The sequence below is a fragment of the Candidatus Bathyarchaeota archaeon genome (assembly GCA_026014725.1).
Classification (GTDB): Archaea; Thermoproteota; Bathyarchaeia; order Bathyarchaeales; family Bathycorpusculaceae; genus Bathycorpusculum.
The window spans coordinates 24,495-51,363 of sequence record JAOZHV010000026.1 but is presented as its reverse complement, the minus strand read 5'-3'; the positions used below and the strand labels follow the sequence as shown (position 1 = coordinate 51,363).

The following is a 26,869-nucleotide window of genomic DNA, read 5'->3' as shown; positions in this document are numbered from 1 at the left end:
TCTGTATAGTAAAGTCAAAAATGGGACAGTATAGTCTAATTGGTTATCAAGTTCTTAGATACACCAATGAGACTAGAAAAATTGCACAAGGCATTGGTATAGTAAGCATTTGCTAAAGGACAAGCACAGTTTCTGTCTTTAATGTGCTTTCTAATTTCATTAGCTCTTTGTGAGTACCAAATCTTCTTGAAGTCATATTGAGTTTCACGAAGGTTCCCCATTGGTTGGGCGTATCCCAAGATACAGCAAGGCCAGACATCACCAAATGGCGTGATCTGACAAGATGCATATCCTGCATAGCAAGGTATAACTTGCCTGTTTTCCTTTAGCATTTGAGCAGCAAATTGATAATATTCAAGCCGGAAGCTTTGCGTTAACTTAGAAACGTTTTTTTTAGAATTCAAATAATCGGTTCGAATACTTTTTGACAATGCATTTGCAAATCTCGCATAGGTCTTGGCGTCTGGTGTTATGTCATCTTCTATGTTAAAAAGTTCGGTTCTGTGTTCAGCGACTTCGGTTATGTAAGAGTCAGGAGCAAGCCCCTTGGCAAACTCGTATACATCAACCGCGTCAGCGATGTTATGTTTAGAAATAACTGTATGTATGCCTATCTGGAAACGTGGAAACTCTTCTTTGAGACGCCTTACTCGCTCATACGTATCTAAAACTTTTTCAAAGTTTCCAGGGATTCCACGAATTTTCTCATGCTTCTCACCCACTCCATCAAGCGATAGGTTAAGGGTTAGATTTGTATCATAGTTTTTTTCAAGCATTTTTCTAACATTACTTTCAATAACCGATGAGAGCAGACCATTTGACGGAATATTTACGACAGCTGGATGACAGTTTTCGCATAGGAACGCGAATATTTCGACAATATCACGCCGCATAAATGGCTCGCCACCGCTAAGCGTAGCCCAAAAAATTTTTCCTTCAAATTTTTCGAAGGCTTTCTTGAATTCTTCAGCTTTAAATTCTGTAGCCCTTAATTGTTGGTGGTCACTATACTGTCTCCAGATTGCGCATGTCTTGCATTTTGAGTTGCATTGGTTTGTAACGCTGATTGTTAAGTTGATCGGCAGTGGTGGTTTAGTGCCAAAAAGTCTCGATGACTTGTAATTGATAATCCTTGGGGCAAGCGCAAGAGCACTTTGAATCATTAATTCTCCTTTCCTGACACTCCTTTCACTGTCTTACTTTAATTGGTTCAATTTCAGGTATCAACATGACTTCTGGCATATTTTGAAGATTCTTGGTTGATTTAACCATCTGCCATTTAAACGGTAATTTGTGTCTTGCAAAATCCCATTTAGCTGAGATGAAAGCTATTCCCTGAAGCAATATGAAACTTACTGCATATGCTCTGCCTTTTAAACCTCTAAAGGGGCATGCCTCTAAGATATCTTTCCATTTTGGTATTTTCATAGTTGAAATTTTCCTACCAATCAAGAACTCGAGTTGTTTATGACCAATGAAAACCCGTTTCCGCTGGCATATGAAATCGTGCACCGTAGAAGGACCTTTTAAAAGCACTCCCGCTTCGGGGCAATAGGCAACTTTGCATTTCTTCAATTCGGCAAGAGACTGAATATAGGCGTCATCATTTATTATTGCTGGAGGAAGCTCACGAACGATTTTACTCCTGAAAACCATCAATTCTCCACTTATCTTTGGCGTTTCCAAGGAACTTTTATGATGAAGATTCCAGAGTAGGTGAGTGCAAAAGCCCATGAAAGTATTCGGATCATCAACAGGAATAGGTCTGGCGCCCACGATATCGGCATTTTGAGATCTTAGAGTAGATAGTAAACGTTCTAAAGCTCCAGAGCACGGCAGGTTATCGCCACCAGTATAGATCATGTAGTCGTATTTCTCTGATTGTTCAAGGAGTAAGTTTAGCGCTGATGCTTTTCCGTTTCTTTCTTTTTCAGTGATTAGTTGGATTCTTGCGTCTTTCTGAGCATAGTGCTCAATTATTTCGTTGGTCTTATCAATTGAGCCAGAAGAAATTATGCATATGGATTCAATTTCTGGCTGTGAACAATTAACCAAGTTATCTAGTAAGAAGCCTATGTTCTGCTCCTCATTAGAAGCAGCTATTCCGACCATCATGCTAGAAGTAGAAAAAGCGCGCTTAGGTGCCTTTATTTGCAGAAAAGGAAGCTCCTCTTCAGAATTAGCTAGTATAGTTGCCATTTACTTCACCTTGAGAAAATGCCCATCCCTTTTTAGAACTGCAAGATTCTGTTCATTAGATGAAGGTCTCGCATTAGCCTGTTTTATTGCTACACGCAGAGGTTTTATACCGATCCAAAGTGCGTTGGCAATTGCGATTGAGGAAGACAGAAAAGCAGTTTGAAATGTTGAAAATATTCTTACAAAGAAAGCATTCTCTAAAGTTCGTATGAATTCAAGTATCGATTGCCTCGCAAGCTTTGATTTTCCATGTTTTCGCTCGTAAAAAATGATGGGAGCTTCTGCTATTTCGCAACCAACTTTTCTGCACTGCGCGAGCATATCTATTTGAAAAGCATAACCATTGGTTCGAACCTTTGACAAATCGATAGTTCTCAACGCATACGACTCGTAAGCACGAAATCCGCTCGTCGCATCTTTGACGTTTAAGCCCAAGAACATGACTGTTAGGAAGTTTGCCGATTTGCTTATGAGGCGTCTCATGGCGGTCCATTCTTTATCAATTCCGCCGCCGTTTATGTACCGCGACCCAATTGCTACATCATAGCCTTCTTCGATTTTAGAGAGGAGACTCGGTATGTACTCAGGCTTATGGGAGAGATCAGCGTCCATTTCCATTATTACACCTATTGCTGAGTCGTCAAGCAGAAACTTGAAGGCGTCTTTGTAGGCACTTCCTAAGCCAAGTTTTCTAGATCTATGTATAACTGAAATATTCCGATTCTTTTCTGCTAGATTATCAGCTAATTTGCCTGTACCATCGGTGCTGTTATCGTCAACAATTACAAGCCTGAAAGGAACCCTAGCGCTATCAAAAACACTAAATAACCTTTCAACTAGATGCGCAAGAGTTTCTTTTTCGTTAAAAGTTGGAATTGCAACTCCTACTTTCATTGCCGAACACTCAACATTACCAACTGAACAATCAGAGTTCGTAAGACTGCTTTGCGTCATTGATGTCAACTACAGTCTGAATTATTATTAAAAGCCAATAAATGAAATTGCGTGTTATTACTATGACATACAAAGTACGCCGTTCTGTCAGATTTCATCATGTTGTTTCGAGTCGCAGTTTCTCACTGGCTATTTTTTTTAGGGTCTCAAAAGATACATGTTCGATTTTGAGCTCTTGTTCGCTTATAGAGTTTAGGAAGGCTGAAACTTTTTGAGAATACGAGATTCCAATAAAAGGTGTATTAGTGGAATGGGCGAAAATAAAAGAGTGAAAGCGCATTCCGACCAAAAGGTCCAAGCGATTAATTATGCTTTTTACTTGGCTAGGGGTTAAATCGTTCGTGATTACTTTCAAGTCCTTTTTATGTTTAATTCTGGCGATGATTTCTTGTGCAAATAAAAGGTCATTTTCTTCTTTCTTATGGCTAGCTTTAGCCATGGGGATAAAAACAACCTCCATATTCTGTTCTATTAACCAATCAATAAACTTTGAAATTGAGCTAAGAACGATTTTTTCATTTGGTCCACCGATATATCTTAGCGTAAACCCAACAAGTTTCTTGTCAAGGTTAACGTTATGTTCTTGCAGAATTACATTTGAGATATCGCGTGATTCAATCGGCAAATCTGCGGCAGGGTCCATTACAACTTTGATGTTTTTATTAACACCAACTGATTTTAGTTGTCCTTTGGAATCGCTGTCTCTAACAGATATGGTAACATTTGGTCTGTTCATTACAAAAAACAGTGCTAGTTTTACAAAGCGATTAAAAAGTGAGTTAGCCCCAATTGCGTAGAATTGGATATTTTTCTTCATTAAGATACCTATTGCAGACACGGCTAGCGAGTAATAACTAGTCAGGTTTATTGATCCACCAACGTAAGTATCGAAAATTCCGCCTCCTCCCAGCACGATTTTATTTGACATTATTAATGATATGAAGGCTTTGAGTCCTAAAGCGTTTAATGCTTCTACGCGGTGCAATTTTTTTGTTTCAGCTGGATTAAAGGAGAGAACAGTTATGTGGGCATTTGGGGTTTCCTGTCTGAATCGGTGCAACATCACGGAAAGAAATGCTTCGTCGCCAAGGTTTTTCAGCCCATATCCAGCACCGGTAATTACTAAACGTGTAACCGACCCCGTTCAAACCACCAACTGTTGACTAAGTGTTCTTTTGAAAAACATAATAGGTAAGATGGGCCCAATACTTTTTTACAAAATTTGGCAACATTTCTAAAAGCATTAGATTTTTCATTTTGTTTTTAGCATTCGTATCCAGATATTTAATATACTCAGGTATTTTCATTTCATCCATTCTTTTTATGTTAATAATTCGGCGGTGGTTTTCAGAGTTGGAGCCGCCGAAAATTTGTTCTTTTTTGATTATTAGACCTGGCCAAGGTGTCGTTACAAAATAGCCTTTCTCAGAAAACTCGGCACCTTTGAGTTTTCTTTTAAATAAGTTAGTCAGATATTCCTCTTTGCAAAATTGCTCATTTATTATTTCAAAGAAACCTGAGTCTATTTTCTTGTATACTGGGTATACTAATTGTTTGGCATTGTGAATACTTATAAACAAAACATTACTGTAGACCCGCCCAAGTTCACTCACTAGTCCAGGGACCTGATCTTCTCTTATATGCCATAACGAAGAAAGATTCCAAACCAAGTCAAAGCTGTTGTCTTTAAATGGCAGGTTTGACCAATCATCTATTTGTACAAAAGTGGCTGCCTTGCCCATGCCAATTTTTTCCCAAAGTTTTCTTGTCCAAAGTAATCTTTCTGCATCATCATCAGCTACGGTTACGTTTATGCCTTTTTTTGCAAGGTAAACACTGTTTATACCTGAAAAGCCTGTCATTCCAAAAGATGGGCAATCCAAGGCGCTTTGTATCTTGTTATTTTCAATGAATCTATCAAAAAAAGAATGAAGAATTAAACGGTCGTAAAGCGTACCTTGCCCTTCATTGCTATTAAAAAAAAATTGTTTCCAATTTTCTGAGGTGATTCCCATGATTATGCATATCCGTTGTACCAAGTTAGATATTTGCTTTCTAAATTGCTGATTGTATTTTTTGGCTCAAAACGGAGAGTTTGGTATAGGCGGTTAACATTGTAGAACCAACTCTCGTTGATTAGTTTAAAGGTTATTGACCGCTGGGCGTTCAGTTTAGACATCGCTTTTAAAAAAGAGAAAAAAGATGAGGGAATAGTCAAATAGCTAGACTGCGTCGAGGTTTTTATGAAGTTTAGTAAAGTTTTTGCCGCTATTGGTTCCTTATCGCATACGTTAAGAACCCAGTAGGCAAGGTTTTCCTGTTCCACAAGTCTAGCATAAACTTCGGCAAGGGTTTCAACATCAAGCATGTGGAATTGAGGATTGTTGCTTGAAAGTGGATATATTTTTTTCTTTGAAAGATTAAATATTTTGTATAGAAAACCAAAATCGTTGACGCCATACATTATTGAAGGACGAACTATCACAAGAGGCAAATTTGCTTCAGATTTCAGTTTCAGCAGTTCTTGTTCGGCTAACATTTTAGATTTATGATATTTTCCATCGGGGTTGTAAGGTGTTTCCTCATTGGCCGGAGTATTCAGCGGTATTGTTCCATAAACTCCAACTGTGCTTGTGAAGACGAATTTGTTATGGTTTACATTCGCTTTCAGAAAAGCAGACGCCAAGTTTTTAGTCCATCTAACGTTGGTTTCAAAGTAGTCATTCCAAGGAATGCTAGAGTACTCTCTCGCAAGAGCGCCAACATGCACTATTGTCGTAATCCGGCGTTCTTCAATTAACTTTGTTAAATCGCTAACGCTGGATTTCTCTGGATATCCATTTTCCACAACGTTTAAGCGACTTTGTCCAACAAAATCTTGACCTAAAACGTTTGCGAGTTTTTCACTACTTCGCACAAAAGCAAAAACATTGTATCCTTCAGCAATCAATTTTTTTATTGCATAACTACCAGCAAAGCCTGTGCCACCAGTAACGAGAATATTTTGATTATCCAGCCTATGCACTGCAACTACCTCGACTTTGTATATTCAAGGTAATGAATCAGGATGTTTATTTTAAATAAGTGTGTAATACGGTACACAGACAAAGCCATACGGTGTCATGGTGGTATCATACAGAAAAAGGCTGGACTTCCAAGGTCTAAGTTGGACATTTATCTACAGCATCGAATCCCCCCACTTGACCAGCTATTGAACCGCTAATACTGATTTGTACTTCATAATCTCTATATTAATTAAAAAGCAAGAATGAACTCCATTCAAGGAGAAGCTATGATGGAAGAATCTGCATTCACCAATAATCAGCGAGAATGCAATTCACTAAGTTCGAAAGTTGAACTTACAGTAGCTTCCAGCAAGAGAATGTCTGCTTCGAAAAAACTTTGGGAAAACAAGCAGGTTTTACTTTTTGCTTTTTTGTCTTTGGTGTTTACTTTATGGTATGCTGGGCGGTTTATTTTTTCTCCAAGCACCTTCATGATAGGTGTTGGAACCAGCGATGGGTTTCAATCTCTGTCGATTGTTGTTAATAACCTTGGGATTATTAATTCAGGTCATTTACCTTTTGGTACCTTTTGGTTGTTTAATTTTTATGGTGGATCAGTAGCCACTTTTTACAACGTTAGTAATATCCCAAATATTCCGCACACCTCATTTCTCATTTTAAACCTCATTTTAAACGACCCGATTTTTTGGCTGAAAGTTTTTGTTTTAGCTACTTTAGTCGTTTCTCAGGTTTTATCATTCAAATTAGCAGCCTATTATTTCAAAAAAACAGCAATCGCTTGGATATTCTCGGTAGGTTACTCGTTTTGCACGTTCTATTTTTCACATATAAACAATGGGCACATTGGTTTTATATTGGCTGCAGCCTTAATGCCAGGGGTTTTTCTTCTTTTTGAGAAAATGTTCTCTTTTCCCAACAGAAAAAATATGAGTTACGCAACAATTTCCTTAATTTCATTATTCCTCGGTGACTTGCAGGTTACAATCTTTGCCATTTTCTATATTCTGCTGAGAATTGTATACCAATTAATTATTAACCCTTCTTGGGTACAAAGGAACGCTATTTTAAAACGTATAGTGGAATGCGCTATTCTTTTTTCTCTATTCTGCGCACCCTTCTTGATTAGTTTCACCTTAATTCAAAATACTAACGCACTTTCCGTTATGAGCATCCCAGAAAAGTACAATTCACCGCCGTTCCTTTTTTTTATTAGAAATTCCGGTTCTATACCTGATGGATTCATATCACAAATAACATCACTCTACCTTGGGGTATCCCTCTTTGCAATCGCGCTTGTTCCCTTATTCTTACACAAAACCTTCAGGAAAACCCAGTTAAAGACGAATCTCCAAAACTATTTTTTCCACCTGCTTGTTCTAGTTTTTTTCTTTTTTATAGCCATAGGAACACCATTAGCAGAATTAGTAACAACATTATTTGTCAGAGTCCCTTCTAGAACTCAAATTATTGTAATTTTTTCAATCTGCATGTGCGCAGGGTACGGATTGCTCTGTCTATCTGAGTTTCTGCAAAATAAATTCTATTGGTTTAAGTCAACAGGGAAAAAAACAAAATTTTTCAATACTTTATTAATCATCGCGGTAGCCACCATCGTCTTTGCTGACATTACCGTTGGAGTTTCCCCGGGTATATCTCCTCTACCAGAATTAACAGGTGGCCATCAGTTTATTCAAAACCAGTCGGACGATTTTCGTATCCTGAAATACCCTGTGGTCTGGGGGTACACAAATTATGAATCTTCCCTAATCAACCATGAAATAGTAGGAGAATCAGTAATTGCATTAAGGTCTTATCCACCAGCAAGCGAGCTTTATTCGACATTAAACAAAAAGTTTGATACATTAAAGGCAGAACAAGATCCTGGCAATTTCACTTTGCTCGCAACAATTTGCGGCGTCAAATATATTCTGATTGAAACTAATTTCACCAAATCTTCCGAATATATCAGCTATTTTGATAATGCATCCCAATTTTTTGCCACAGTTCATGAAGATGAACATTCAATAGTATATGAAAACCTCTATTTCAAAGGCAACGTTTTCGCACTTAAAGATAATAACCAAAACCTGAGCATAGCAAACCTTACGTTAGAAAATTTTTCTGACCTGCTCCTTGAAGAAAGAATCGATTACAAACAAGACTTTAACAGCATATCCGTATCCGGCAACTTTTCAGAACCTGCATATGTCGTCTTTAGTCAATCTTATAGTCCATTCTGGGTTCGCTCAGATGATAGTTCAACCGCGTTTATGAAGTTTTTAAACGTGACAGCTTTTCGTGTAGAGCGTGGCCCATTTAATGTAAACGCTGTTTTCTCAGTTGCTACTCAAACATTGAATTTATACATCGTTTTTTTTGTGGCACTTATCCTTTTGTGTATGGCAGTGTATGCTGGTTCTAAAGGCAAGAAAAACTTGGTCAGCTATACATTATGTTCATTGACCGTTTTTGGAGTAATAATCACAGTATTGGCATTAATAGGGATTAACGTGGTTCCGAAGAGTTTGAGTCCTTACGGTGTATTTTCAGGAATATTTAACACGGCGATACTTCTATTTGGAGTAAGCATCACTATAGCATCACTTACTTGTTTGCTCTGGGGAAAAATTCTCGGATTCATTGGATTCTTGTTTACTAAAATTGTCGGTAACCTAAACTCACTGCCACCAAAGAGCCGAAAAATACTATTTTTATTAATCGCATGTGGACTGTTAACCATAGTTATTTTTGCATTTTTCTTCTCTGCCTCCCAGACAACCGTTTTTCAGCACCAACCAATCTTTACTGACGATGGGAATTACATGGAAAATCAAGTATTAACTGGCACCCAGTTCTCGCTTAACTATAACAGTACAATATTACTATTATTTGTACTATGCTCGTTTATAGCGCTTGGAATATTCGTTGGTAAACAATTCTACTCTGAACTAAAAAATGGGATGTTGACCACCACATTAATTGAACTACTTGGATTAAGTGGGCTTTCCTTGATTTTGATTTATGCTATCTATAGTGGAGGCTTGTTCTGTGCGTTAGCATTGATGAATAACCAGTTTCTCTGGTTTATGTCATTGATGTTTTCGTTATTGATTATTGTAAATTTGCTTGTTTTGTTCGGTCCAGTAGTTCTAGCACCAGTTTATGTCATTCGTGGCAAGCTTATCACAGCCGAGAAAGTTGCTAGTTTATTTATGAAGGCTTTGTTGATTGTTTCTTTAACATTGATTATTTTATTCAATTTAACTTCGTTTTTGAATGGTGAAGTTTGGTTAAATGATAATATTGCCGGCATATTGTTGATTACATTGTCGCTTTACACCATTACTGTTTTTTCAATAACGAGTGGTAAAAAACTCGATATCTCTACAGAGACCACACAACTGCAAAACTTCTGTGACTCAAAACAAGAAGGAATAAAACATATACATTCAGGGTTCTTGGGCGGCATAATTGGAATCTTCATCGCTGGCCTAATGATGTGGGCAATAACAACAGTAGCACAGAACTACTTCGGCTTGGCTCTCATATTCTGTGGGGCTCTGGGGGGATTAGGGTTTGGCGGAATGACTATTGGCAACAGAAAACTAAGGGGAATAATTGGGTGCTGTTTTGGATTTTTCGCAATCCTTTTTGGATTGATTATGGTATACAATGCACAGATAATTACTGGCTATATGATAACTGCATCAAATGTTTTGATGCCTACATATTTGTGGAATTCTTTTGGTAGTTTCATGGAGAGTCAGTTCTTGAATATAAGTGGTCTGTTCCAATTGTCTTTTGGACTATTTGCAGCGTATTTACTTGCATCGAATGTGTCATTGAGCTTCAAAAAGTAACAATAAAGAAATAACAGAGTTGTGAAGAGGCGCACTCCTTACTTCTTCGCATCAAGTCTACCATGAAGATTGCCAAACTAAGTTTACTGATTAACACTTGCGCTAGCATATCGAAAGTTAATTAAAAAATAAATTAGAATAAAGAAGGGTATTTGACTGGTTTAACTGGAACCAGTGCCCGTAGCGTATGCTTGCACGTTAGCTTCTCTGTAGTACATTGCCTGTGCTGTATATAGTGTAATGCTAACAGTTAGACCAATGTCGTTAATGGTAATGCTGTCTGGGTTAACGATGTATATTAGCATGGTACATCCTGATGGAAGCACCAGATCGTTTTCAGCAACTTCTAGCTTGTAAGAGTCACCACCCATTGTTATCACGTTGTCGTCTGGATTTATTGGGGTTCTTGTAAATGTGCTTATGAATTGGAAGTCAGATGATATCGGGTCTGTAGTAATCTTGTATAGGACGAATTTGCCAGTAACTGCGTCGTTCCATGGAGCTTCCTGTCCTCTAACAGCTAACTTGTCTATTACGATGTCTCTGCCACCAGTGTTAATGACCATGAGTGATCCTATAGTGTAATCTGCAGATCCTGCAGTTGCTGTAGGGTTGTGCCATATGTGTTGCTTTGTTAAGTGCAGACTTTCTTCTTGGACACGAGTGCTGACGACGTTTATTGCGAAGTATGTGACTACGCTAGCCAGCAAAACTGAGATGACGAGGATGATGAGAGTGGTTACGACTGTGCTGAGGGCATACTTGTTTTTCATCAATCTGCGGTAAGAATTATAGTTCATTGTTTCCGTTCACCTCCCCTTTTTAAGGCTCTTTTTTTAGTTTGAGGTTTTTTGTTTGTCATGTGACCTCATCTTTGAAATAGCCATTGGTGTTTTACTTATAAATGTCTTCTGTAGCGAGATTTAATACACGATATACTTCTTTTAACTATTTACAATAAAGTAAGCTCAAAAATCTGAATCAACAATAAACCACTAAAGTTAAACATGCCTGTAACTGTATTGTAAGAACCATGATTCTATGAAGCGCGACTAAAACCAATTTTCAAGTTATAATAAACTCAAAAAACAAGAACCATTTATTTTGAATCAGTTTAGAAAATAAAGATTTACTCTTCATAACTATTATTGTTAACCATGGCGCACTATACAGAGTGATTGTAGGCTGGTAGCCTTGCGCCTAAAAAAGAAGAATCTCCCCCCTAAAAAACTATCAATAATACTTTTAGTAGTCGTCATTAGCCCCCTCTTTTTGGCGCAAGGTTATAGCCTACAATTAACCAATACTTCAGAATACATTAATCATGTACATACCTATGTTGATCCTGAAACCTTGGCAAAGTATGTAATGGTTGATAAACCAATTTTTCCAGTGCTAATAAATGAAAACTCGATACCAATCGGTCAAAATCTAACAGTCACTTGTCCCTTGCAGGAAGGGCACACTTACCATATTTACTGTTATGGAGCATGGGTAGATACCTCTGCGACGGCGAAAACGGATTATGATATCTACGTTTTTAATCCGCAGGGAACGTTAGAGAGCTCTCACACCGAAGCGGCAGGCTTTCCAGAGCATTTACGTACAGCAAACGATGATTTATTTTTCATACCTAAGCAGTCGGGCAACTACTCGTTTGTTATAAAAAATGATCCACGGGAAAGTCAAGGTTCTCAGCAAGCCACTTTTATGATAATTGAAAACTTGGAGTGCAACCAGTGGTTCACTACGTCTATTGAAGGCAAGGATTCCAATAGTTTACCTAGACTTCGTACTGCTTGGGCTTACGAGTTTCTAACTAACAGTTCAAAAGTAGAAGTATACATCAAGGTTCCCCAAACATTAGATATGTATGAGGCTAGGCTCTACCTGATGAATGACGCTAAATCGTTACGCGTGAACTCCTATCCGTTGCCGTGGGAGCCAGGATTATATGGAAACGTTAGCGGTCGCATGGGCGGCTATAACTTTGAGACTGAAGGCTACCGTGGCGTCGTCTATGCCAGCTGTGAATACATGGGGCAGTCAATGTTTCTAAATTATACGTCTAATGTCGCTGGGGCAAAGCTCTATCAGTTGGTGCTTATCGGGGAAGAAGGTGCAGGTGAAGTAGAGTTTATGTTTAAAACCAGTTTTGATGACGCAACCTTGTCACCGCTTGGTTTTCAGTCTAGAGTCACCACTGGTAAACCAACCAATATTGCCTACGTTTATGGCGCTAACGTTTCATTAGAGAAAGCGCAACTATCGTACACCACAAACAAGTCGAACAAAACTGATGTCCTTGAAATGACAATCAGCAATCAAACTTGTAACGCCACGATTCCAGGTCAACTTGCGGGTACGCTGGTGCAGTATCAGATAGTTGCAAATGACGTGTTGATGAATAATCTTACAGCATCAGGTAAGTATTCCGTGAAGGAACAGCCTATTTTGAAAATTGCTTTAGAGAAAGAGAAGATATTTTTGGGAGAAAACATAACGGTTGCAGGAACTCTATTGCCTAACGATAACAAGTCATCAGTTGCAATACAGTTTTTTGCCAGTAATAGTACTCAAAAAGTAGATTGTCCTGTTAGTCGGAACGGGACGTTTACGGGGAGTTTTTGTCCTGATTCTGCAGGTCCTTGGAGTGTTGTCGCAAGTTTTGTTGAGACCCAAACGTTTTGGGGGTCTGATAGTGAACAATTACTGGTGATGGTGGAGGAGCCGCCGATTTACGTGAAGTATCAACTCTATATTATTATTGGGTTGGTTGGTGCGTTGGCGGCTGGTGGAGCGGTTTACTACCTTAAGTTTAGGCACTGATTGTTTGTCTTGTTTGTTTTGGTTGCTTGTTGGTTGTTGGGGTTGTTGCGAGCAGTTGCAGCTATGTGATTGTACGCAAGGTTTGCTTGCTTTGCCGCAGACCCCTATCCCTATAGGGGTAGGTTGCGAGTGCTGATGAAGAAGGGTTAGATTCTTAGGATGGTGTGTTCTGTGTATTTGCCTATTATTTGTGCGAATTGGGTGATTGTTTCTGGCGCGTAGGGCTTGAGTGTTTCAAACCCTTTGTCGAGTGTGTCTTGGGGAACGAATTGTTGAAGTGCATGTATTTTTGAGCCTTTCACCATTTCGCCTATGGAGTTAGCGTCTTGTGCAGTAACAAGGGTTGGAACGACAGTTGTGCGGAATTCGTAAGGCACTTTTCCCATTTTCAAAATTTCCATAGAGCGCATAAGCCCCGTTGTGTCACTTGCTCCTAAGAGCTTGTATTTTTCTCGGCAGGTCTTAACGTCCATTGCCACGTAATCCACGTTTGCTAGGCATTCTTCGAGTATGTCGGGGAAGAAGCCGTTTGTGTCCAACTTGACCATGAAACCTCGTTCCTTGAGCTTTGCTAAGAATTTGGGCAGTTCTTTGTGCATGCATGGTTCGCCGCCTGTTACAACCACGGCATCAACGTATTTTTTGCGTTCCTCAAGAATTTTCAATGCGGCAGCTTCTTGGAGAAATGGGGGTTGGGGGTCAACTGCGATGCGCCAGTTGTGGCAGAATGGGCAACGCAGGTTACAGCCTGGCGTGAATAGCACGGAGGCTACTTTATCGGGGTAATCCACGAGACTTGTTTTTTGTAGTCCACTAAACTTCATCTTTTCGTTTTCACCCTAAACTATAATGGGGGCTGAGGCGACTACGGCTGATTTGTCAAAGGTTTTACGCATGGCAAACTCTGCTTGCTTTCCATCATTCCATTGGTCCACGGGACGCAGATAACCGACTACGCGAGAGTAGACTTCACAGTTGGCTCCGCAAACTGGGCAAGTTTTGTGTTCACCGCTAGTGTAGCCATGATTTGGGCAAATACTGAAAGTCGGCGTCAAAGTAAAGTAGGGCAAGCGCGAGTTCCAGGAAACTTTCTTTATCAGTTCAGCAGCGGATTTCCAAGAGTGTAAGCGTTCGCCTAGGAAAATATGAAACACTGTGCCTCCAGTGTAGAGTGACTGCAAGGTTTCCTGATGCTCTAACGCTTCGAATAAATCACCTGCAAAATCCACCGGCAACTGTGAAGAGTTAGTGTAGAATGGTTCAGCGTGCTCGGAAACAACGCGTTTTTGGTTGGCGAATATGATATCTCTGTAGCGTTTTTTATCTATGCGCGCAAGACGGTAAGATGTGCCTTCGGCTGGAGTGGCTTCAAGGTTGTAGATGCTACCTGTCTCCTCTTGATAATCGGCTAGGCGGTTACGCATGAAAGTTAGGATTTTGACTGCGAAAGCTTGACCGTCACGTGACGCGATGTTTTGGCCAAGAAGGTTTAAGATGGCTTCGTTAACTCCGACTATGCCTATGGTTGAGAAGTGGTTCTTCCAATACTTGCCATAACCTTCTTTAACGTGCCGTAGGTAACGTCTGGAATACGGGTATAGGCCGTTTTCAGTGAATGTTTCGAGCACTTTGCGCTTGATCTCTAAGCTGGATTTTGCAATATCCATTAACGTGCCTAAGCGTTCAAAGAATTCATCCTCGTTCTTGGATAAGTAGCCGATTCTTGGAATGTTGAGTGTTACCACGCCTATGCTGCCTGTCAGTGGGTTGGCACCGAAGAAACCGCCTCCGCGTTTGCGTAGTTCACGGTTGTCTATTCGGAGACGGCAACACATACTGCGTACATCTTCGGGTTTCATGTCGCTGTTGACAAAGTTTGAGAAGTATGGTACACCATACTTTGCGGTAACTTCGAATATTGCTTGCGAAACAGGGGAATCCCAGTTGAAGTCTTTGGTTATGTTGTATGTGGGTATTGGGAAAGTGAAGACTCTGCCCTTTGAGTCGCCTTGTTGCATGACTTCAGCGAAGGCCAAGTTGAACATCTCCATCTCCTTAGTCATGCTGCCGTAGGTGTCTCCTGTGACTTTGCCGTTGTATAGTACAGCTTCGTCTTTCATGAATTCTGGCACGGTTAAGTCAAGGGTAAGATTTGTGAAGGGTGTTTGGAAGCCTACACGAGTGGGTACGTTCATGTTGAAAAAGAATTCCTGTAGCGCCTGTTCGACATCTTTCTGTGACAAGTTGTCGTAGCGTATGAACGGTGCTAGATAAGTGTCAAAATTGCTGAACGCTTGAGCGCCAGCTGCCTCACCTTGCAGAGTGTAGAAGAAGTTTACCACTTGCCCAAGTGCTGTGCGGAAATGTTTTGCTGGCTTGCTCTCAATTTTGCCAGCTACACCGCCGAATCCTGAAAGCAACAGGTCACTGACGTCCCAGCCGACACAGTAAGGTCCGAGCACGCCTAAATCGTGGATGTGCATGTCGCCTGAGAAGTGTGCTTCAGCAATGTTTTGTGGGTAAATCCGTGATATCCAGTATTTCGCTATAACTGTGGATGAGAGGTAATTGTTTAAGCCTTGCAATGAGTAACTCATGTTACTATTTTCTTTTACTCTCCAGTCCTCAACCTCAAGGTACTGGTCTACCATGTCTGAAGAACTCAACAGCGCAGCTAACTCGCGCATGTCATTGTGCTGTTTACGGTAGAGGATGTATGCTTTAGCAGTTTGGGCATGACCGTTTTCGATTAAGCGTTTTTCTACTATGTCTTGGATTTCCTCAACCGTGGGCACGCCATCGTCGCCATATAACCTCTGTAACTCAGCGACGACTTCATCGCTGATGCGTTTGGCTTGTTCCTTATCTTTTCCGCCCACTGCTTTTGCGGCTTTCCAGATTGCGGTTGTTATTCTTTCTTGATCGAAGGGTTCTAATTTAGAGTCACGTTTTAATACAAACTTCATGATTTTTTCACTTCCGAAATTACTCGCCTGAAATCTTCAGGCTCTTCAAACTGCTTGTAAACTGAAGCAAACCGAATGTACGCGATGCGGTCAACTTTCTTTAGGTGTTGCATTATTAAATCGCCGATCTCTCTGGATGCGATTTCCTCGGTGCCTTTGAGCATGAGGTCTTGGCGTACTTGTTCTGCTAATTCGTTGATTTGGCTCATAGTTACTGGACGTTTCTCGCATGCTTTCTGCAAGCCGCGGATTATCTTGTTAACATCAAAGCGTTCTAGTTCGCCGTCTTTCTTTCTAACCATGAGTTCAACTGTTTCTAGATATTCGTAGGTTGTGTAGCGTTTGCCGCAGTTGATGCATTCTTTTCGTCGGCGTGTGGTGTTCTCTGGAGACTCGCGTGTTTCTAATGTTTTGGAATTTTCCGAGTTGCAGTAGGGACATCTCATACTTTATACATACTCATGCCGCGATATAACTGTAGTGTCAACAAGCTTAATCCAAACACTACAGTTAGTGTACTATATAAGCTATTTTCACATCAAACCTGCAATATAACCCATTAACTTAAAACCAACACCATGAAAAATAAACAAAAAAACAAAAATAAAAAAATGCAAAACAGCGCTTGTTTCGTAAAAAGAAACCAATTTAACGCAAATACCACTCATGTTAAAGTTTGCGTAAACGATATAATTAAAATTGAGCATACATCCTTAGTTACCTTCTAATATCACGCACCAAGCACCAAAGTGAAGAAAATGGAGCCGAAAATTGTAAAAGCCAAGTCCTTAAATGAGCACTTCACGCCCGAACGCTGTTTCATAGCTGAAAACTACAGCACCAAAAAAGTGTCAGTTGCACGAGCAAGAGTCAAGGCAGGTGTCACAACCGTAGCGCACCATCTAAGAGATGTTGACGAAATCTATCTTGTTACTAGCGGAAAGGGCAAAGTGATCGTTGGGAACTTGCCATCAGCCGATGTTGAGGCTGGCGATGTTATTGTTATTCCTGCAGGCACTTCTCAAAAGATAACTAACACGGGCAGGACAGACTTGGTGTTTTATTGTATTTGCACTCCGCGTTTTACTGAAGACTGCTATTGTGATGAGGAAGCAGAGAAGCTGTGAAGAGAGCTTTTTTTCGTGATATATCGATAGTGGAAATAGTGATTTATAAGCTGAATTAACATAATAGTACTTGTGAGAAGAAAGGAGAAGGCTTCTTCACAATTACTTTTTTCAAATTTTAGCTTGTTTTTAGGTCATCCATAAACTCGCTTAAATCAACCGTTGATGTGCCGTTCTCGTCTTTGAGCTGTTGCTTAGCAGGCGGATTCTCCACATAGAAAGGTATGCGCTGAGTGAAGCGGTCTTGGAAGGTGGGTTCGAGCGGGTTTTGGTAGAAGACGCCGATTGGGATTTTGTCGCCCCATTCCTGAGCCTTTTCCATACCTGCAACTTTCTTCTTGAAAACTTCACTTTCATCTTTGACGAGTGGGTCAAAGCCTGCTTCTTGTAACTTATATAGTCTTGACTGTGGCTTGCTTGTGGTTGGGTCTGGGCGGTCTTCGCCAGCATACCAAGCTTTCGTGTTAATGTCGTTGTAGACGGGGCAGGGTTGCAAGCAGTCGATGAACGCTAAACCTTTATGCTGTATGGCTTGTTTTATCGTATCTTTCAGGTGCATGACATCAAAAGCGTACGAGCGCGCAACGAAAGTGTAGCCTGCAGTGATTGCAAGCGAAATTGCGTTTAAGCCTTGGTTGATGTTTGGTTTTGGAAGCGACTTTGTCTTCATCCCAAGCTTAAGCGTCGGGGAAGCTTGGCCTTTCGTTAAGCCATAAACCCCATTGTTATAGATTATGTAGGTCATGTCAATGTTTCTTCGTCCTGCACTCACAAAGTGCCCAGCCCCAATTCCAAGACCGTCGCCGTCACCGCCCACACCGATAACTTCCAAGTTCGGATTAGCCACTTTGATGCCCATGGCGAAAGGCAAAAGCCTGCCGTGAAGCGTGTGCACACCGTTAGCTTTAACAAAGTGCGGCGTTTTTCCAGAGTTTCCTATTCCTGAAACAACCACTACGTTGTGTGGTTCAAGGTTTAGTTCTGCCAGCGCCATCTGTAGCGCGCTCAAAATTCCGTAGTCGCCGCAGCCTGGGCACCAGTCAACGTAGACATCGGTTTTGTAATCTGAAGGTTTACGCTCCATTCATCAACACCTGCCTTGATGGCGCTTGGTCAGTTAGGATTAATTTAATGGCGTTGTAGACTTCGGTGGTCATCATAGGTCTGCCTGTGTATTTAAGCACGTAGTAGTTGGGTTTCACGAGTGCTTTTTCAGTGATTATGCTTGCAAGTTGTGCAGTGTAGTTGTCTTCTATGTCTATGACTCTTTTTTTGTTCTGCAACATCTCGCGGATTTGGGCAGAGGGAAGCGGATGAATCATGCGCACTTGAATAAAGCCTAAGCTGTAGCCTTCCTCTTTGAGTTGGTTTAGGGCTTCAATTATTGCGCCTTTAGGTGAACCCCAACTAATCACTGTGTTTTCTGAGTCTTTATCGCCAAAAAAGTTAAGCTTCATCTCCAACGGCACTTCCGCATCTACCAAATCGAGTTTTTTCATGCGTTTCTCCATCATGCGTCGCCTTATGATTGGTTCCTCGTTTATGTTGCCAAACTCGTTGTGTTCGTCGCCTGTGTACCAGTGGACGGCGTTTTTTGTTCCTAAGAAGGCTCTTGGAGAGATGCCTGTTTCTGTGAATTGGAAACGCTTGTATTCTTTGCCTTCGTAATCTTGCTCAGAAACAATCTGCCCTCTATCAATTTTCGTATTGCCATAGTTAAAGACTGGATATGTTTGGGACGAGTTAGCTGAGCCTTTATCTATCAAGTGAATAACTGGCATCTGATACTTTTCCGCTAAATTAAAAACTTCAGCCGCGTCAAAGAAGCATTCCTCTATGTCGCCTGAAGCAAGGATGATTCTTGCGAATTCGCCGTGAGCCGCATGCATTGCAAAGCGCAAGTCCTGTTGGCTGTGCCTTGTAGGCTGCCCAGTTGATGGTCCACCTCGCTGATAAAGCGTGATAACAAGCGGGACTTCGTTGTTGCCTGCCCAGCCTAAGCCTTCAGCCATAAGTGAAAAGCCTGGTCCTGAAGTGCTTGTTGCTGCTCGTGCGCCTGCTAGGCATGCTCCTGAAGCTGAGTTTACTGCGGCGATTTCGTCTTCGGTTTGGAGGACGATTACTGCTTCTTGTCCCTGTTTGGTTTTTATGATTTCGTGGGCTTCTATGTATTCGCTCTCGTCTGCTGCGGGGGTGATGGGGTAGTATGTTTGGACTCTGCATCCGCCAAGGATTTTGCCCATGGCGACAGCTTGGTTTCCAGTTAAGAAAATTCTCGGCTCGTTGGTTTCTTGTTTTTCGAGTTTATGCTTGAAATTGTTAACTTCAAAGTTTTGTTCTGCATAATCATAGGCTGTGTTTACGGCTGTGAGGTTCATGTTGACGATTTTCTCGTGGAAGGTAGCTTTAATGGCGTCTTCAACGAGTTTTCGGTCGTACTTTAGAAGCGCAAAAGATACACCGATAGTTAAGACATTAATCATTTTTGAAAGCGTGCTGATTTTGTCTACGTTGATTTTTTCGCCGACTTGCTTGAGCAAATCAAGGTATGGAACAGTGAAAACCTGAATTTTTCTTTCTTTGGCGTAGTTTAAGAAGTCCCTGATGGTTTCGCCAACCCCATTGTTCTGCATGAATTCTTGGACTTGAGTTTTGTATTCTTGTGAGAAAGTCTTGATGTCCTTTAGAACATTGATGCCCAGCTCGCGTGAATCAACGATTATGCCACCTTCACTCACGACTTCGCCAACATGACGCACAACCGTTTCTGCATCAAAAGCTGCCAGCAAGTTCACATCACTAATATTTGCTAGCGTTGGCTGTTTTGAAACACGCTGGTGAAAGTAGCTGTGCATGGTTTTAATGTTTGAATGGTACTCTCTTCTGCCGAAGACCCACAAGCCGCCGTAACCGCAGGCTCTGCCGAATATGGTGGATGCTGTGTCAACGCCGCTTCCTTGCGGTCCACCTGCCATCCAGTTTAAACTTTCAATTACCATTTTGCCTTCCCATCGCGAAAATTTTTTGTTTGAGTGGCTATCCGCCGCCAGTTGCTTTATCGGTGCCTATGCAACACGTGCATTTCGCTGTTTCGCCGCAGTAAGGGCAAACACATTCACAATCGTCGATAAAGTTTCCGCAGTTTATGCAACGAGGCTGATAGTCTTCTTCGCTCATCCTCTTCGCCTCTGCCACATGTACTTCTTGTTGCTTTGGAGATTTAAGTTTTCGGGAAAACCAAACTTTAAAGAAATTAAAAAGAGATTGAAAGGAAGCGGTTATCTTACGAAGTCGTCGAAGTCCCAGAAGTGCCCTTCCTCTTGCTGCACAATCTCTTCAAACATGCGTCTTGTGGTCGTGTCGCCCCGCTTTAGAGCTTCAGCGATAATCTCTCGGTAAAGTGAGATTGCCTTGCTTTCAAGTGCGTGGTCAAGGAGTAACATGTCGTTTACTGTTTCGCCGACTACTGGAAGTGGGTCTGGGTTTACTGTGGCTTCGCCGTCAACTAGGTATATGCGTTCGCTGATTTTTTCGAGGTGCTGCATTTCTACTAGAAAAATTTCTTTGAGGAGTTTGCTTACAACGTCGGCTTTGTTGGTGTCAGCGATGGCTTCCAGCGGGGTTTTTTTCATTCTTAGTGCTAGCAGGGCAGCTTTTTCATGCTGGTTAGTGTACTGGATGATTCCTGTGATTTCTGCCGCTACAGCCTTGTTTAGCAACGTATAATAGTCGTCGGTGAAGATTTTGCGCCACTCAGGCAAGGGAACCTTGCTTGGTTCTTCTACTTCGTCTTGGAAAGCGGTGTATTCTTGGAATTTGAAGAGATGTTCTTCTTCTTCGCGGTAGATTTTCTCAAACATTTCTCGGGTTTGCCAATCGCCCATTTGCCCCGATGTTTCTATTATTTTTCTGTACAGGTTTAGTGCTTCTTCTTCAGCTTTCATGTCGAGTTTTGCGAATTCGCTTATGCTGTTGCCGATTTCGGGTTTACTGGACTTTGTGGTTGCTTCTCCGCCGAGATAGTATATGCGTTCCATGATGGCTGCGGCATGCTTCATTTCTGTTATCGAAATATCGTGCAATAACTTGCCGATTGCGTCATAGGTTGTTTTGTCTAATAGGATGTTTTCTGGGAGGGTTCGCCGTATGAGTTTTTCCATTTTTGCGTGTTGGAGGAAGTATTGGATTGAAACTTTGAACTCGCGTTCAACCGCTTGGTTTAAGAGGTCAATATATTCTGGTGTTATTTTTACAGCCATAAAAGTTACCTTCTACAGAAAGGAGCAATCCCTAAGATATAAAAGTTTTTTATTGAAAAAAATAGCTTGAGTTTGGAGGCATTATAGTCTATATAGTTTTGTTAGGCAACTGTTAATATTAAAATAGTCTATATTGCAATTAGGTGATAAAGTGGGTGAAACAGCAATGATAGCTGCGACTACGGCATCAACGACAAGTGAATCAAGTTCTTATCGAGTAAAGTTTGATAGAAAAAACTTTCTGGAGCTTGTGCGCATCGCTAAGCCGAAAATTATCTATCGACGGAAAAACATGTACTTCTTTGCCTTCGATGGCTTTGTTATGTACTCCGACCAGTGTGAAAGCAAAGACTTCTCCCAGTACATCATAGATGCTATAGAATTTTCTAATTATCAATGGTCAAAATAGACGCCCATTTTTCTATTTCCTGATTTTAGAATTTTGAGCCTGAAGCCCATTTATTAAAAGCGGTGGGTGTAATTTTGATTATGGGTATCTCGCCTTCTTTCCAGCCGCCTTCCTCAGTTTGATACTCTGGATACTTTTCCTTGAGAAGGTCATGTGCATATCGGTATTCTTCACCATTCCAGAGAATTTCTGCTTCGCCTTGGATGCGGATGCCTTTAAAGTTTGACCAGTTCTTTCGGTCGTAATCGTCAAAAACTAAGGAGACTTGCGGGTTTGCCTCTATCTGTTCTATTTTAGGTGTGTCAGGGTCAGAAGCTATGTAAACGTACACGCCGTCGAAAACAGGCCAGACTGGACGCACTACTGGCTCGCAGTCTTCGGTTGCTGTGGCAAGGCGACCCACGGGTAATTGTTTTATGAATGCTATGTCGGATTTTGACAGTTTTTCTACCATGCTAACAGCCCAACTAAAATGCCTTTGTTCTTTTTGCCTTTAAAGTATTTCTATTCAAGCCTTTACAAGTGATGAAAGCAACTTTTTAGGCGCTCTCTACAACGTTATTTTTAACAGCGTGAACAGAAGTAAACTTGCCCGCCGCCTAAACTTAGCTTTTCAACCATTGTACCGCATACCGTGCAGGCTCTCCCTTTCATGTTTGGTCCCATTGCTGGCGCATAGGTGCCTTGTTTTCCGTAGAGGCCGATGAACTGGTTTTTTCCGCCCAGCTTGATTCTCTGCTCAACCACCAGCTACACCGCATCGTAGAGCGCACGTTTTTCCTTTTCGTTTAAGTCGGAAGCTTTTCGTTTAGGGTGAATTTTGGCTCTGTAAATTATATCTTGGAATGCACTGTTACCCAAACCCACTACGATGGCATCTTTGCCAACAAGCACTGTTTTGATGTTCACGTTTCTGCCTGCAAGGTCTTTTGTGAAGCGTTCAAAAGTGAATTCAGCATCCAGCGGCGAGGCGGTGGCTGAGAAGTCGCGTTTGTAGACGTAGCTGTCTTTGAGTTCCTCATCGGTGAGCGCTTTGATCATGCCCATACCAGTCAACGTGACCGTTAATGCTCAGTCGTCTTTGAAGGAGACTTTTAGGTGAAACTTTGAGGGCGCGCTGTTGCTGTTTGGGTGATAGAGTATTACTCCACCGTATTCAGGAGCCAAAAGCAGGTTAGTGCCGTTATCAAGCTTTACCCTTATGACGTTGCCCCTTGAAACTACCGATTCGATTTTGCCCCCGCGCAATCGGTTAAAGTCTGATGCGTAAATGTTTATGAAGCCTAAATCCTGAAACTTCAAAACATTCCGTAGCTTGCAGTCCGCCACTTCCTTACCTAATAGCTCTTTACTCATCTGCCCAGAAAGAATGTGGGCTTCTGGGAGCTCAATGCTCACGGCTTTTACCCGCGGTTTTTTGATAGGTACTTTTCTATTTCTTTTTCAGCGTTGTCGGCTTTTATGAATATCGGCACGTTCTCCATGCCTGTTGCAATGTAGCTACTCAGTAACCATTCACCGGGCGCGAACTCTAACGTTTTTTCCAGAATGCCTTTGTCAATCATGAAGGTGTCGCTGACCAGCATCCTGTCGTATGGTCGTGGTAGCGTGCCCACAAAATACGTGTGCAACTGCTGGAGCGCGTTAGTGTTTAAGTAAGCGATTCGCTGGGTGGCTATGCAGACGCCGAGCCCATACTTGCGTCCTTGGCGGAGCAGTGTCTCCACGTGACTTGAGCATTTGCCCTCTATGCCGCCTTCTTTGTTGCTGATGAATTCCTGCGCCTCATCAAAAACGACTAAGATGTAGGGTTTCACTGTAAAACGTCTTTTTCGCCTTACAAGTAAGTCTCGGGTTAGGTCAATTGCGAGTTCTTTGATTGTATAAGGGTCTGAGATGGAAATAACCACTAGATTTGTGGTTTTGTCTTCAAGTAACTCGCGGATGCCTTCAACGGTTAATCCCTCACTGGTTTTATCTGAAGCGTTTTCTCGTTTTTTAAATAAGTCCAAAATTTTGTTTCTTGTTGTTGCCCACGCATACAAACCTGCTTTTTCATTGATTTTGTAGCTTTCCATGGCTTCTCGAGCAAGAACATCCAAGTGGGTGACAAATTCCTCTGTGACCTCTTGGTTCTCGCTGAGACCGTTAGCCTCAACGAACTGGCGAATATCGTCGTGAATGGCGTCAATAGCGTTTATGTAGACGGGCTTAGCAGTGGATTCTTTGCGTATATTCTCAAGCTCCTCCATTACTTGGGAATAGGTCGGGATCACCTGCTTGGGCTTAGCATAGTAAGACAGTTTACGCTGAGCCATAATCGCCTGCAAGCCGTCTCTAGTACGTTCGTCTGTCTCATATTCCCGTGGTTTGACGACAGAGTTGTAAAACTGTTCAATCGAATCAATGCGATGCTCCATAATTAGTTTGGCATTCACGTTAGAATCAGCAAGAACATCAAGTAATAGAAACGCATATTCACAGCTTATATCAAAAATAACTGTTTTAGTATTATCAGTGTGAAGCATAATTCGGCGCAACACGTTGGACATGAGGTTGCTTTTTCCGCCGCCTGTAAAAGCGAACACGCCAAAGTGGTAGCGAATCAACTTTTCAAAGTCAACGTAAATGGGAATTTTGGTTTGGCTTGCCTCAAACATCTTTATCGTGCCCAGCCGTGGGTCTAACCGTGCGTCTTCGCAGGATTTTGCTGTGTCTACACCGAGTTGTGCGGCGATTTTTTGGTTGTACATGCGGTTAATCATTTCACTGTTTAAGACAAAGATGGGACTGCCGACCACTGGATAAGAGAAGCCTTTGACGAACTCGAACGTGCAGCCGTTCTTGATGATGAGGTCGTAGTTTATGGGGATGGCGTCGATTTGAATCATCATCGTAGACTTGTCGTCGGTTTGCCAATCCTCCGCAGACTGCTCGATGATTTCAAACTGCATCGGATAGTAGCCATGGTTGCTCAAACCGCTCAAACCGAAGTGTTCAGGCCAGACGCGGCTGATTTCCATGAGCGTGTAGCGTTCAGCGCCCTCGCAGGAAGGCTTAAAGTTCTTAACCGCAAGCAACATGCCCTCTTCGAGGAGCCCCATGAGGTCTTTTTGGTATTCGATTTTGACTCGGCACTGGTAGCGTGCGCTGGTGCCCGTGACTTTTGAGTCTCCGCCGTCGCCGCCAGCGTAACGGGGCATAACCGCAGCTAAGCGTGCGTGAAATTTTCCTTCAAAATCTGTGAAGCATTGGGGGTTAACTGGTTTGTCTTCTGGTTTGTTCAATGTTTGCTCGCCTCTCTCTGAAAGTACTCATGTAAAATATGAACTTACGCAATTTATGATTATTCAAAATCCAGCCAGCCGTCGAATCTGCGATGGCTTTGAACTGGCTATAGTTCCACTTGGCAATCTTGTCAGCCGCAAACAAGGGTTTATTGTGCCCGAAAGCCTCAGGAATATTAGTTGGCGCCATAGCAACGAGCAGGGTCATGACAAGGTTCTGTATCTTGTTGGACACGGACTTGTCTTTGTAGAGCAAAACCTCCACAGGTTCTTTGACGCCATCGCTCTTTTCGTTTAGAAGCGACAGGCAACATGCTTGTTTTTGGTCAAACTCTGCGTAGGCTAGGCGGTCAATCAACAGGACGTTGCTTCGCAGTAACAGGTCAGACTTGGCTTGGCTGAGTTGCACGTAGGTTTTCAAGAAAGCCTTCTCTAAACCAATCTTGTTCTTGATAACACCCAAAACGTAACCTTGCCCCCTGTCCCCGTCGGGCTTCATTGTTCGAAAAGCTGAATCGTACTCTATCATGCTCCACGGCGGCACCATCTCTTGAGGGTTGAAGACGCTTGCTGACTGGAGAATCATGCGGTCAGTGTTCGGAAGCGCTGAGAGAGCCTCTTTCGTTGCTGACGTTTTAAGTAAGCCTTCGTTCTGCATGATGGGAACAAGTTGGCGTTTGAAGTCTCTTGCGGACGTGTCCTTTGTGATGCCGACTAAGAGTATGTGTTTTTTCCAGCATTCTTCCATTAGCATATGCATGGTGAACAATGTTAGAAATGTGATGTCGATGGTTGTTAACCAATGCTCTTTTCCATCTTTGACTATCTTCATGGAGCCAGCGTTTTGTGCTGTGTCTCTTAAGGCGAAGAGTTGGTCGCCGATTTCGACTGTTAACTGTTTGGTTCGGTTCCAGCTGTCAGCATACAAGGGGTTTAACGTGTAATTGCCGTCAGCACATGTGAGAATGCCTTTTTTGACCAAGTTAGTCAGGGTTTTTTGGACCCGTTTAATACGTTTCTCTTCAGTTATTGCCAGTGCTTGGCAGATTTGTGCTTCCGTCAAAGTCTGATGTTGCTCAGCTAGAAATGTGATAGCGTGAAATAGAAAATCCGCGCGTGGAGCAGGTAAACCCAGAGCCTTGTTGTAAACGTGGTGTCTTGCCATGGCTAAATCGTTCGCATCAACCTTCTGGTCGTTGACGCAGTAGCCCACTAGCGCGCTTTTCTCCACCCAAAAACTTGTTTTTCTGCTCTCGTAAAGAAGGCTGGCGCGCTCCGTTGACAAACTCCTATCCAGCAGGAGTACCTGAAAGTTTTGCGTTGGGTCAACGGCAAGTTTGTAGGCTAAGTAGAATTCTGCAAAAGTCATAACTACATTCGCAATCAAAGAATTATTTGCAATTTCTTCATCCGTTGCGGGTTTTGCAGGGTTGTTCTCGCTAGGCTGCTCAGGAGCCGAAAACGAGTGGTCCACATCCAAGATTTCGTTAACGTAAATCGGGATAACGCTGGACATGCCTACGTTCTGCTCAAGCGTCTTAGCGTCATATTCAACCTGCGGTTTAGCCGAGTTGCAGAATTTTACGGTGCCAGTTGCAGCGTAAGCCCCCCCGAAGAACACAACCATATCAAACAGTGGGCGTGAGTACATTGTGCCGTCGATGCCTGCAAAGCGCACCGTGTCTTTGCCGAAGAATTCCTTGGCTGTTTCGCAGGCTTCTTTCGGGTCAAACCCCGTTCTGATGAGCGACGCGAGTAGGTCGTCGCAAGCGCCTTTTAGAACTGAGAAGCGCGCCTCATAATCCGAGACCTGTCTGGTTGCACCTTGCCTTAGGTTGTCGCATGTGCGTTTCATTGCATCGCTAAGTGTCGGCGCAGAAGCCACGGTTATCTCTCCCACAAAGGCAAATGATTGCGCTTGGCGTTAAAAGCATTGTTGACATTAAGCACTAA

General features: G+C 42.1%; 24 protein-coding genes. 4 read left to right on the top strand and 20 right to left on the bottom strand.

The window, feature by feature from the left end; all coding sequences use genetic code 11:
- Positions 1-35 precede the first annotated feature (35 nt).
- The 6 genes from NWE95_04295 to NWE95_04270 form a co-directional block, all read right to left on the bottom strand.
- Entirely contained in the window at positions 36-1,163 is a 1,128-nt protein-coding gene (locus NWE95_04295) for a radical SAM protein (GenBank protein ID MCW4003116.1), read from the bottom strand.
- Positions 1,164-1,188: 25 nt separating this feature from the next.
- Positions 1,189-2,199: a glycosyltransferase gene (locus NWE95_04290; GenBank protein ID MCW4003115.1), complete on the bottom strand. Its 1,011-nt coding sequence runs from the start codon at positions 2,197-2,199 to the stop codon at positions 1,189-1,191.
- A complete protein-coding gene (locus NWE95_04285; GenBank protein ID MCW4003114.1) occupies positions 2,200-3,093 on the bottom strand; it encodes a polyprenol monophosphomannose synthase in 894 nt (297 codons plus the stop codon).
- A gap of 157 nt (positions 3,094-3,250) precedes the next feature.
- The gene (locus NWE95_04280; protein MCW4003113.1) at positions 3,251-4,252 is read right to left on the bottom strand and encodes a polysaccharide pyruvyl transferase family protein; all 1,002 of its coding nucleotides are present in this window, start codon (positions 4,250-4,252) and stop codon (positions 3,251-3,253) included.
- Positions 4,253-4,316: 64 nt separating this feature from the next.
- The gene (locus NWE95_04275; protein ID MCW4003112.1) at positions 4,317-5,168 is read right to left on the bottom strand and encodes a class I SAM-dependent methyltransferase; all 852 of its coding nucleotides are present in this window, start codon (positions 5,166-5,168) and stop codon (positions 4,317-4,319) included.
- Positions 5,169-5,170: 2 nt separating this feature from the next.
- Positions 5,171-6,178 carry an NAD(P)-dependent oxidoreductase gene (locus NWE95_04270; protein MCW4003111.1) on the bottom strand — a complete coding sequence of 336 codons (1,008 nt, stop codon included), beginning with the start codon at positions 6,176-6,178 and terminating at the stop codon, positions 5,171-5,173.
- 267 nt (positions 6,179-6,445) lie between these two features.
- On the opposite strand from NWE95_04270, the gene NWE95_04265 reads away from it, so the two are divergent.
- Complete coding sequence (locus tag NWE95_04265; GenBank protein MCW4003110.1) at positions 6,446-10,039, top strand: hypothetical protein; 3,594 nt, start codon at positions 6,446-6,448, stop codon at positions 10,037-10,039.
- Positions 10,040-10,200: 161 nt separating this feature from the next.
- On the opposite strand, the gene NWE95_04260 is transcribed toward NWE95_04265, so the two are convergent.
- Entirely contained in the window at positions 10,201-10,839 is a 639-nt protein-coding gene (locus NWE95_04260) for a hypothetical protein (protein MCW4003109.1), read from the bottom strand.
- 394 nt (positions 10,840-11,233) lie between these two features.
- Here NWE95_04260 and NWE95_04255 point away from each other — a divergent pair, with 394 nt between their 5' ends.
- Positions 11,234-12,868, top strand: a complete 1,635-nt coding sequence (locus NWE95_04255) for a hypothetical protein (protein ID MCW4003108.1) — start codon at positions 11,234-11,236, stop codon at positions 12,866-12,868.
- Between the two features lie 146 nt (positions 12,869-13,014).
- Here the strand turns inward: NWE95_04255 and NWE95_04250 are convergent, their stop codons facing one another.
- From NWE95_04250 to nrdR, 3 genes are read right to left on the bottom strand one after another with little or no spacing between them, the layout of a single operon-like run.
- Positions 13,015-13,692: an anaerobic ribonucleoside-triphosphate reductase activating protein gene (locus NWE95_04250; GenBank protein ID MCW4003107.1), complete on the bottom strand. Its 678-nt coding sequence runs from the start codon at positions 13,690-13,692 to the stop codon at positions 13,015-13,017.
- A 15-nt stretch (positions 13,693-13,707) separates the two neighbouring features.
- Positions 13,708-15,834, bottom strand: a complete 2,127-nt coding sequence (locus NWE95_04245; protein MCW4003106.1) for a ribonucleoside triphosphate reductase — start codon at positions 15,832-15,834, stop codon at positions 13,708-13,710.
- The gene (gene nrdR / locus NWE95_04240; protein ID MCW4003105.1) at positions 15,831-16,280 is read right to left on the bottom strand and encodes a transcriptional regulator NrdR; all 450 of its coding nucleotides are present in this window, start codon (positions 16,278-16,280) and stop codon (positions 15,831-15,833) included. The genes NWE95_04245 and nrdR overlap by 4 nt, the downstream gene beginning before the upstream one ends.
- A gap of 312 nt (positions 16,281-16,592) precedes the next feature.
- On the opposite strand from nrdR, the gene NWE95_04235 reads away from it, so the two are divergent.
- Positions 16,593-16,961 (top strand): cupin domain-containing protein, encoded by a 369-nt coding sequence (locus NWE95_04235; protein MCW4003104.1) that lies wholly within the window; start codon positions 16,593-16,595, stop codon positions 16,959-16,961.
- Positions 16,962-17,079: 118 nt separating this feature from the next.
- Here the strand turns inward: NWE95_04235 and NWE95_04230 are convergent, their stop codons facing one another.
- The 4 genes from NWE95_04230 to NWE95_04215 form a co-directional block, all read right to left on the bottom strand.
- Positions 17,080-18,045 (bottom strand): 2-oxoacid:ferredoxin oxidoreductase subunit beta, encoded by a 966-nt coding sequence (locus tag NWE95_04230; GenBank protein MCW4003103.1) that lies wholly within the window; start codon positions 18,043-18,045, stop codon positions 17,080-17,082.
- The gene (locus NWE95_04225) at positions 18,035-19,960 is read right to left on the bottom strand and encodes a 2-oxoacid:ferredoxin oxidoreductase subunit alpha (GenBank protein MCW4003102.1); all 1,926 of its coding nucleotides are present in this window, start codon (positions 19,958-19,960) and stop codon (positions 18,035-18,037) included. Before NWE95_04225 ends, NWE95_04230 begins: the two co-directional genes overlap by 11 nt.
- 37 nt (positions 19,961-19,997) lie before the next feature.
- Positions 19,998-20,138, bottom strand: a complete 141-nt coding sequence (locus NWE95_04220) for a hypothetical protein (GenBank protein ID MCW4003101.1) — start codon at positions 20,136-20,138, stop codon at positions 19,998-20,000.
- 101 nt (positions 20,139-20,239) lie between these two features.
- A complete protein-coding gene (locus tag NWE95_04215; protein MCW4003100.1) occupies positions 20,240-21,220 on the bottom strand; it encodes a ferritin-like domain-containing protein in 981 nt (326 codons plus the stop codon).
- 151 nt (positions 21,221-21,371) lie between these two features.
- Here NWE95_04215 and NWE95_04210 point away from each other — a divergent pair, with 151 nt between their 5' ends.
- Entirely contained in the window at positions 21,372-21,629 is a 258-nt protein-coding gene (locus NWE95_04210; GenBank protein ID MCW4003099.1) for a hypothetical protein, read from the top strand.
- Positions 21,630-21,654: 25 nt separating this feature from the next.
- Here the strand turns inward: NWE95_04210 and NWE95_04205 are convergent, their stop codons facing one another.
- The 6 genes from NWE95_04205 to NWE95_04180 all read right to left on the bottom strand — a co-directional run bounded on the left by NWE95_04205 (position 21,655) and on the right by NWE95_04180 (position 26,801).
- Positions 21,655-22,083: a pyridoxamine 5'-phosphate oxidase family protein gene (locus tag NWE95_04205; protein ID MCW4003098.1), complete on the bottom strand. Its 429-nt coding sequence runs from the start codon at positions 22,081-22,083 to the stop codon at positions 21,655-21,657.
- A 110-nt stretch (positions 22,084-22,193) separates the two neighbouring features.
- A complete protein-coding gene (locus NWE95_04200; protein ID MCW4003097.1) occupies positions 22,194-22,376 on the bottom strand; it encodes a hypothetical protein in 183 nt (60 codons plus the stop codon).
- Positions 22,377-22,379: 3 nt separating this feature from the next.
- Positions 22,380-22,670, bottom strand: coding sequence for a hypothetical protein (locus tag NWE95_04195; GenBank protein ID MCW4003096.1), 291 nt, complete (start codon positions 22,668-22,670; stop codon positions 22,380-22,382).
- A gap of 30 nt (positions 22,671-22,700) precedes the next feature.
- Complete coding sequence (locus tag NWE95_04190; GenBank protein MCW4003095.1) at positions 22,701-23,027, bottom strand: hypothetical protein; 327 nt, start codon at positions 23,025-23,027, stop codon at positions 22,701-22,703.
- Between the two features lie 5 nt (positions 23,028-23,032).
- Positions 23,033-24,916: an ATP-binding protein gene (locus tag NWE95_04185; GenBank protein ID MCW4003094.1), complete on the bottom strand. Its 1,884-nt coding sequence runs from the start codon at positions 24,914-24,916 to the stop codon at positions 23,033-23,035.
- Positions 24,888-26,801, bottom strand: a complete 1,914-nt coding sequence (locus tag NWE95_04180) for a hypothetical protein (GenBank protein MCW4003093.1) — start codon at positions 26,799-26,801, stop codon at positions 24,888-24,890. The genes NWE95_04185 and NWE95_04180 overlap by 29 nt, the downstream gene beginning before the upstream one ends.
- Positions 26,802-26,869: the final 68 nt, after the last annotated feature.

Bases quoted from the DNA above. Each gene is read 5' to 3' on its own strand.
- NWE95_04215 (MCW4003100.1), bottom strand. From the start codon at position 21,220: ATGGCTGTAAAAATAACACCAGAATATATTGACCTCTTAAACCAAGCG.
- NWE95_04230 (MCW4003103.1), bottom strand. From the start codon at position 18,045: ATGGAGCGTAAACCTTCAGATTACAAAACCGATGTCTACGTTGACTGG.
- NWE95_04205 (MCW4003098.1), bottom strand. From the start codon at position 22,083: ATGGTAGAAAAACTGTCAAAATCCGACATAGCATTCATAAAACAATTA.
- NWE95_04290 (MCW4003115.1), bottom strand. From the start codon at position 2,199: ATGGCAACTATACTAGCTAATTCTGAAGAGGAGCTTCCTTTTCTGCAA.
- NWE95_04195 (MCW4003096.1), bottom strand. From the start codon at position 22,670: ATGATCAAAGCGCTCACCGATGAGGAACTCAAAGACAGCTACGTCTAC.
- NWE95_04225 (MCW4003102.1), bottom strand. From the start codon at position 19,960: ATGGTAATTGAAAGTTTAAACTGGATGGCAGGTGGACCGCAAGGAAGC.
- NWE95_04260 (MCW4003109.1), bottom strand. From the start codon at position 10,839: ATGAACTATAATTCTTACCGCAGATTGATGAAAAACAAGTATGCCCTC.
- NWE95_04285 (MCW4003114.1), bottom strand. From the start codon at position 3,093: ATGAAAGTAGGAGTTGCAATTCCAACTTTTAACGAAAAAGAAACTCTT.
- NWE95_04295 (MCW4003116.1), bottom strand. From the start codon at position 1,163: ATGATTCAAAGTGCTCTTGCGCTTGCCCCAAGGATTATCAATTACAAG.
- nrdR (MCW4003105.1), bottom strand. From the start codon at position 16,280: ATGAGATGTCCCTACTGCAACTCGGAAAATTCCAAAACATTAGAAACA.
- NWE95_04275 (MCW4003112.1), bottom strand. From the start codon at position 5,168: ATGGGAATCACCTCAGAAAATTGGAAACAATTTTTTTTTAATAGCAAT.
- NWE95_04265 (MCW4003110.1), top strand. From the start codon at position 6,446: ATGATGGAAGAATCTGCATTCACCAATAATCAGCGAGAATGCAATTCA.
- NWE95_04235 (MCW4003104.1), top strand. From the start codon at position 16,593: ATGGAGCCGAAAATTGTAAAAGCCAAGTCCTTAAATGAGCACTTCACG.
- NWE95_04245 (MCW4003106.1), bottom strand. From the start codon at position 15,834: ATGAAGTTTGTATTAAAACGTGACTCTAAATTAGAACCCTTCGATCAA.
- NWE95_04220 (MCW4003101.1), bottom strand. From the start codon at position 20,138: ATGAGCGAAGAAGACTATCAGCCTCGTTGCATAAACTGCGGAAACTTT.
- NWE95_04250 (MCW4003107.1), bottom strand. From the start codon at position 13,692: ATGAAGTTTAGTGGACTACAAAAAACAAGTCTCGTGGATTACCCCGAT.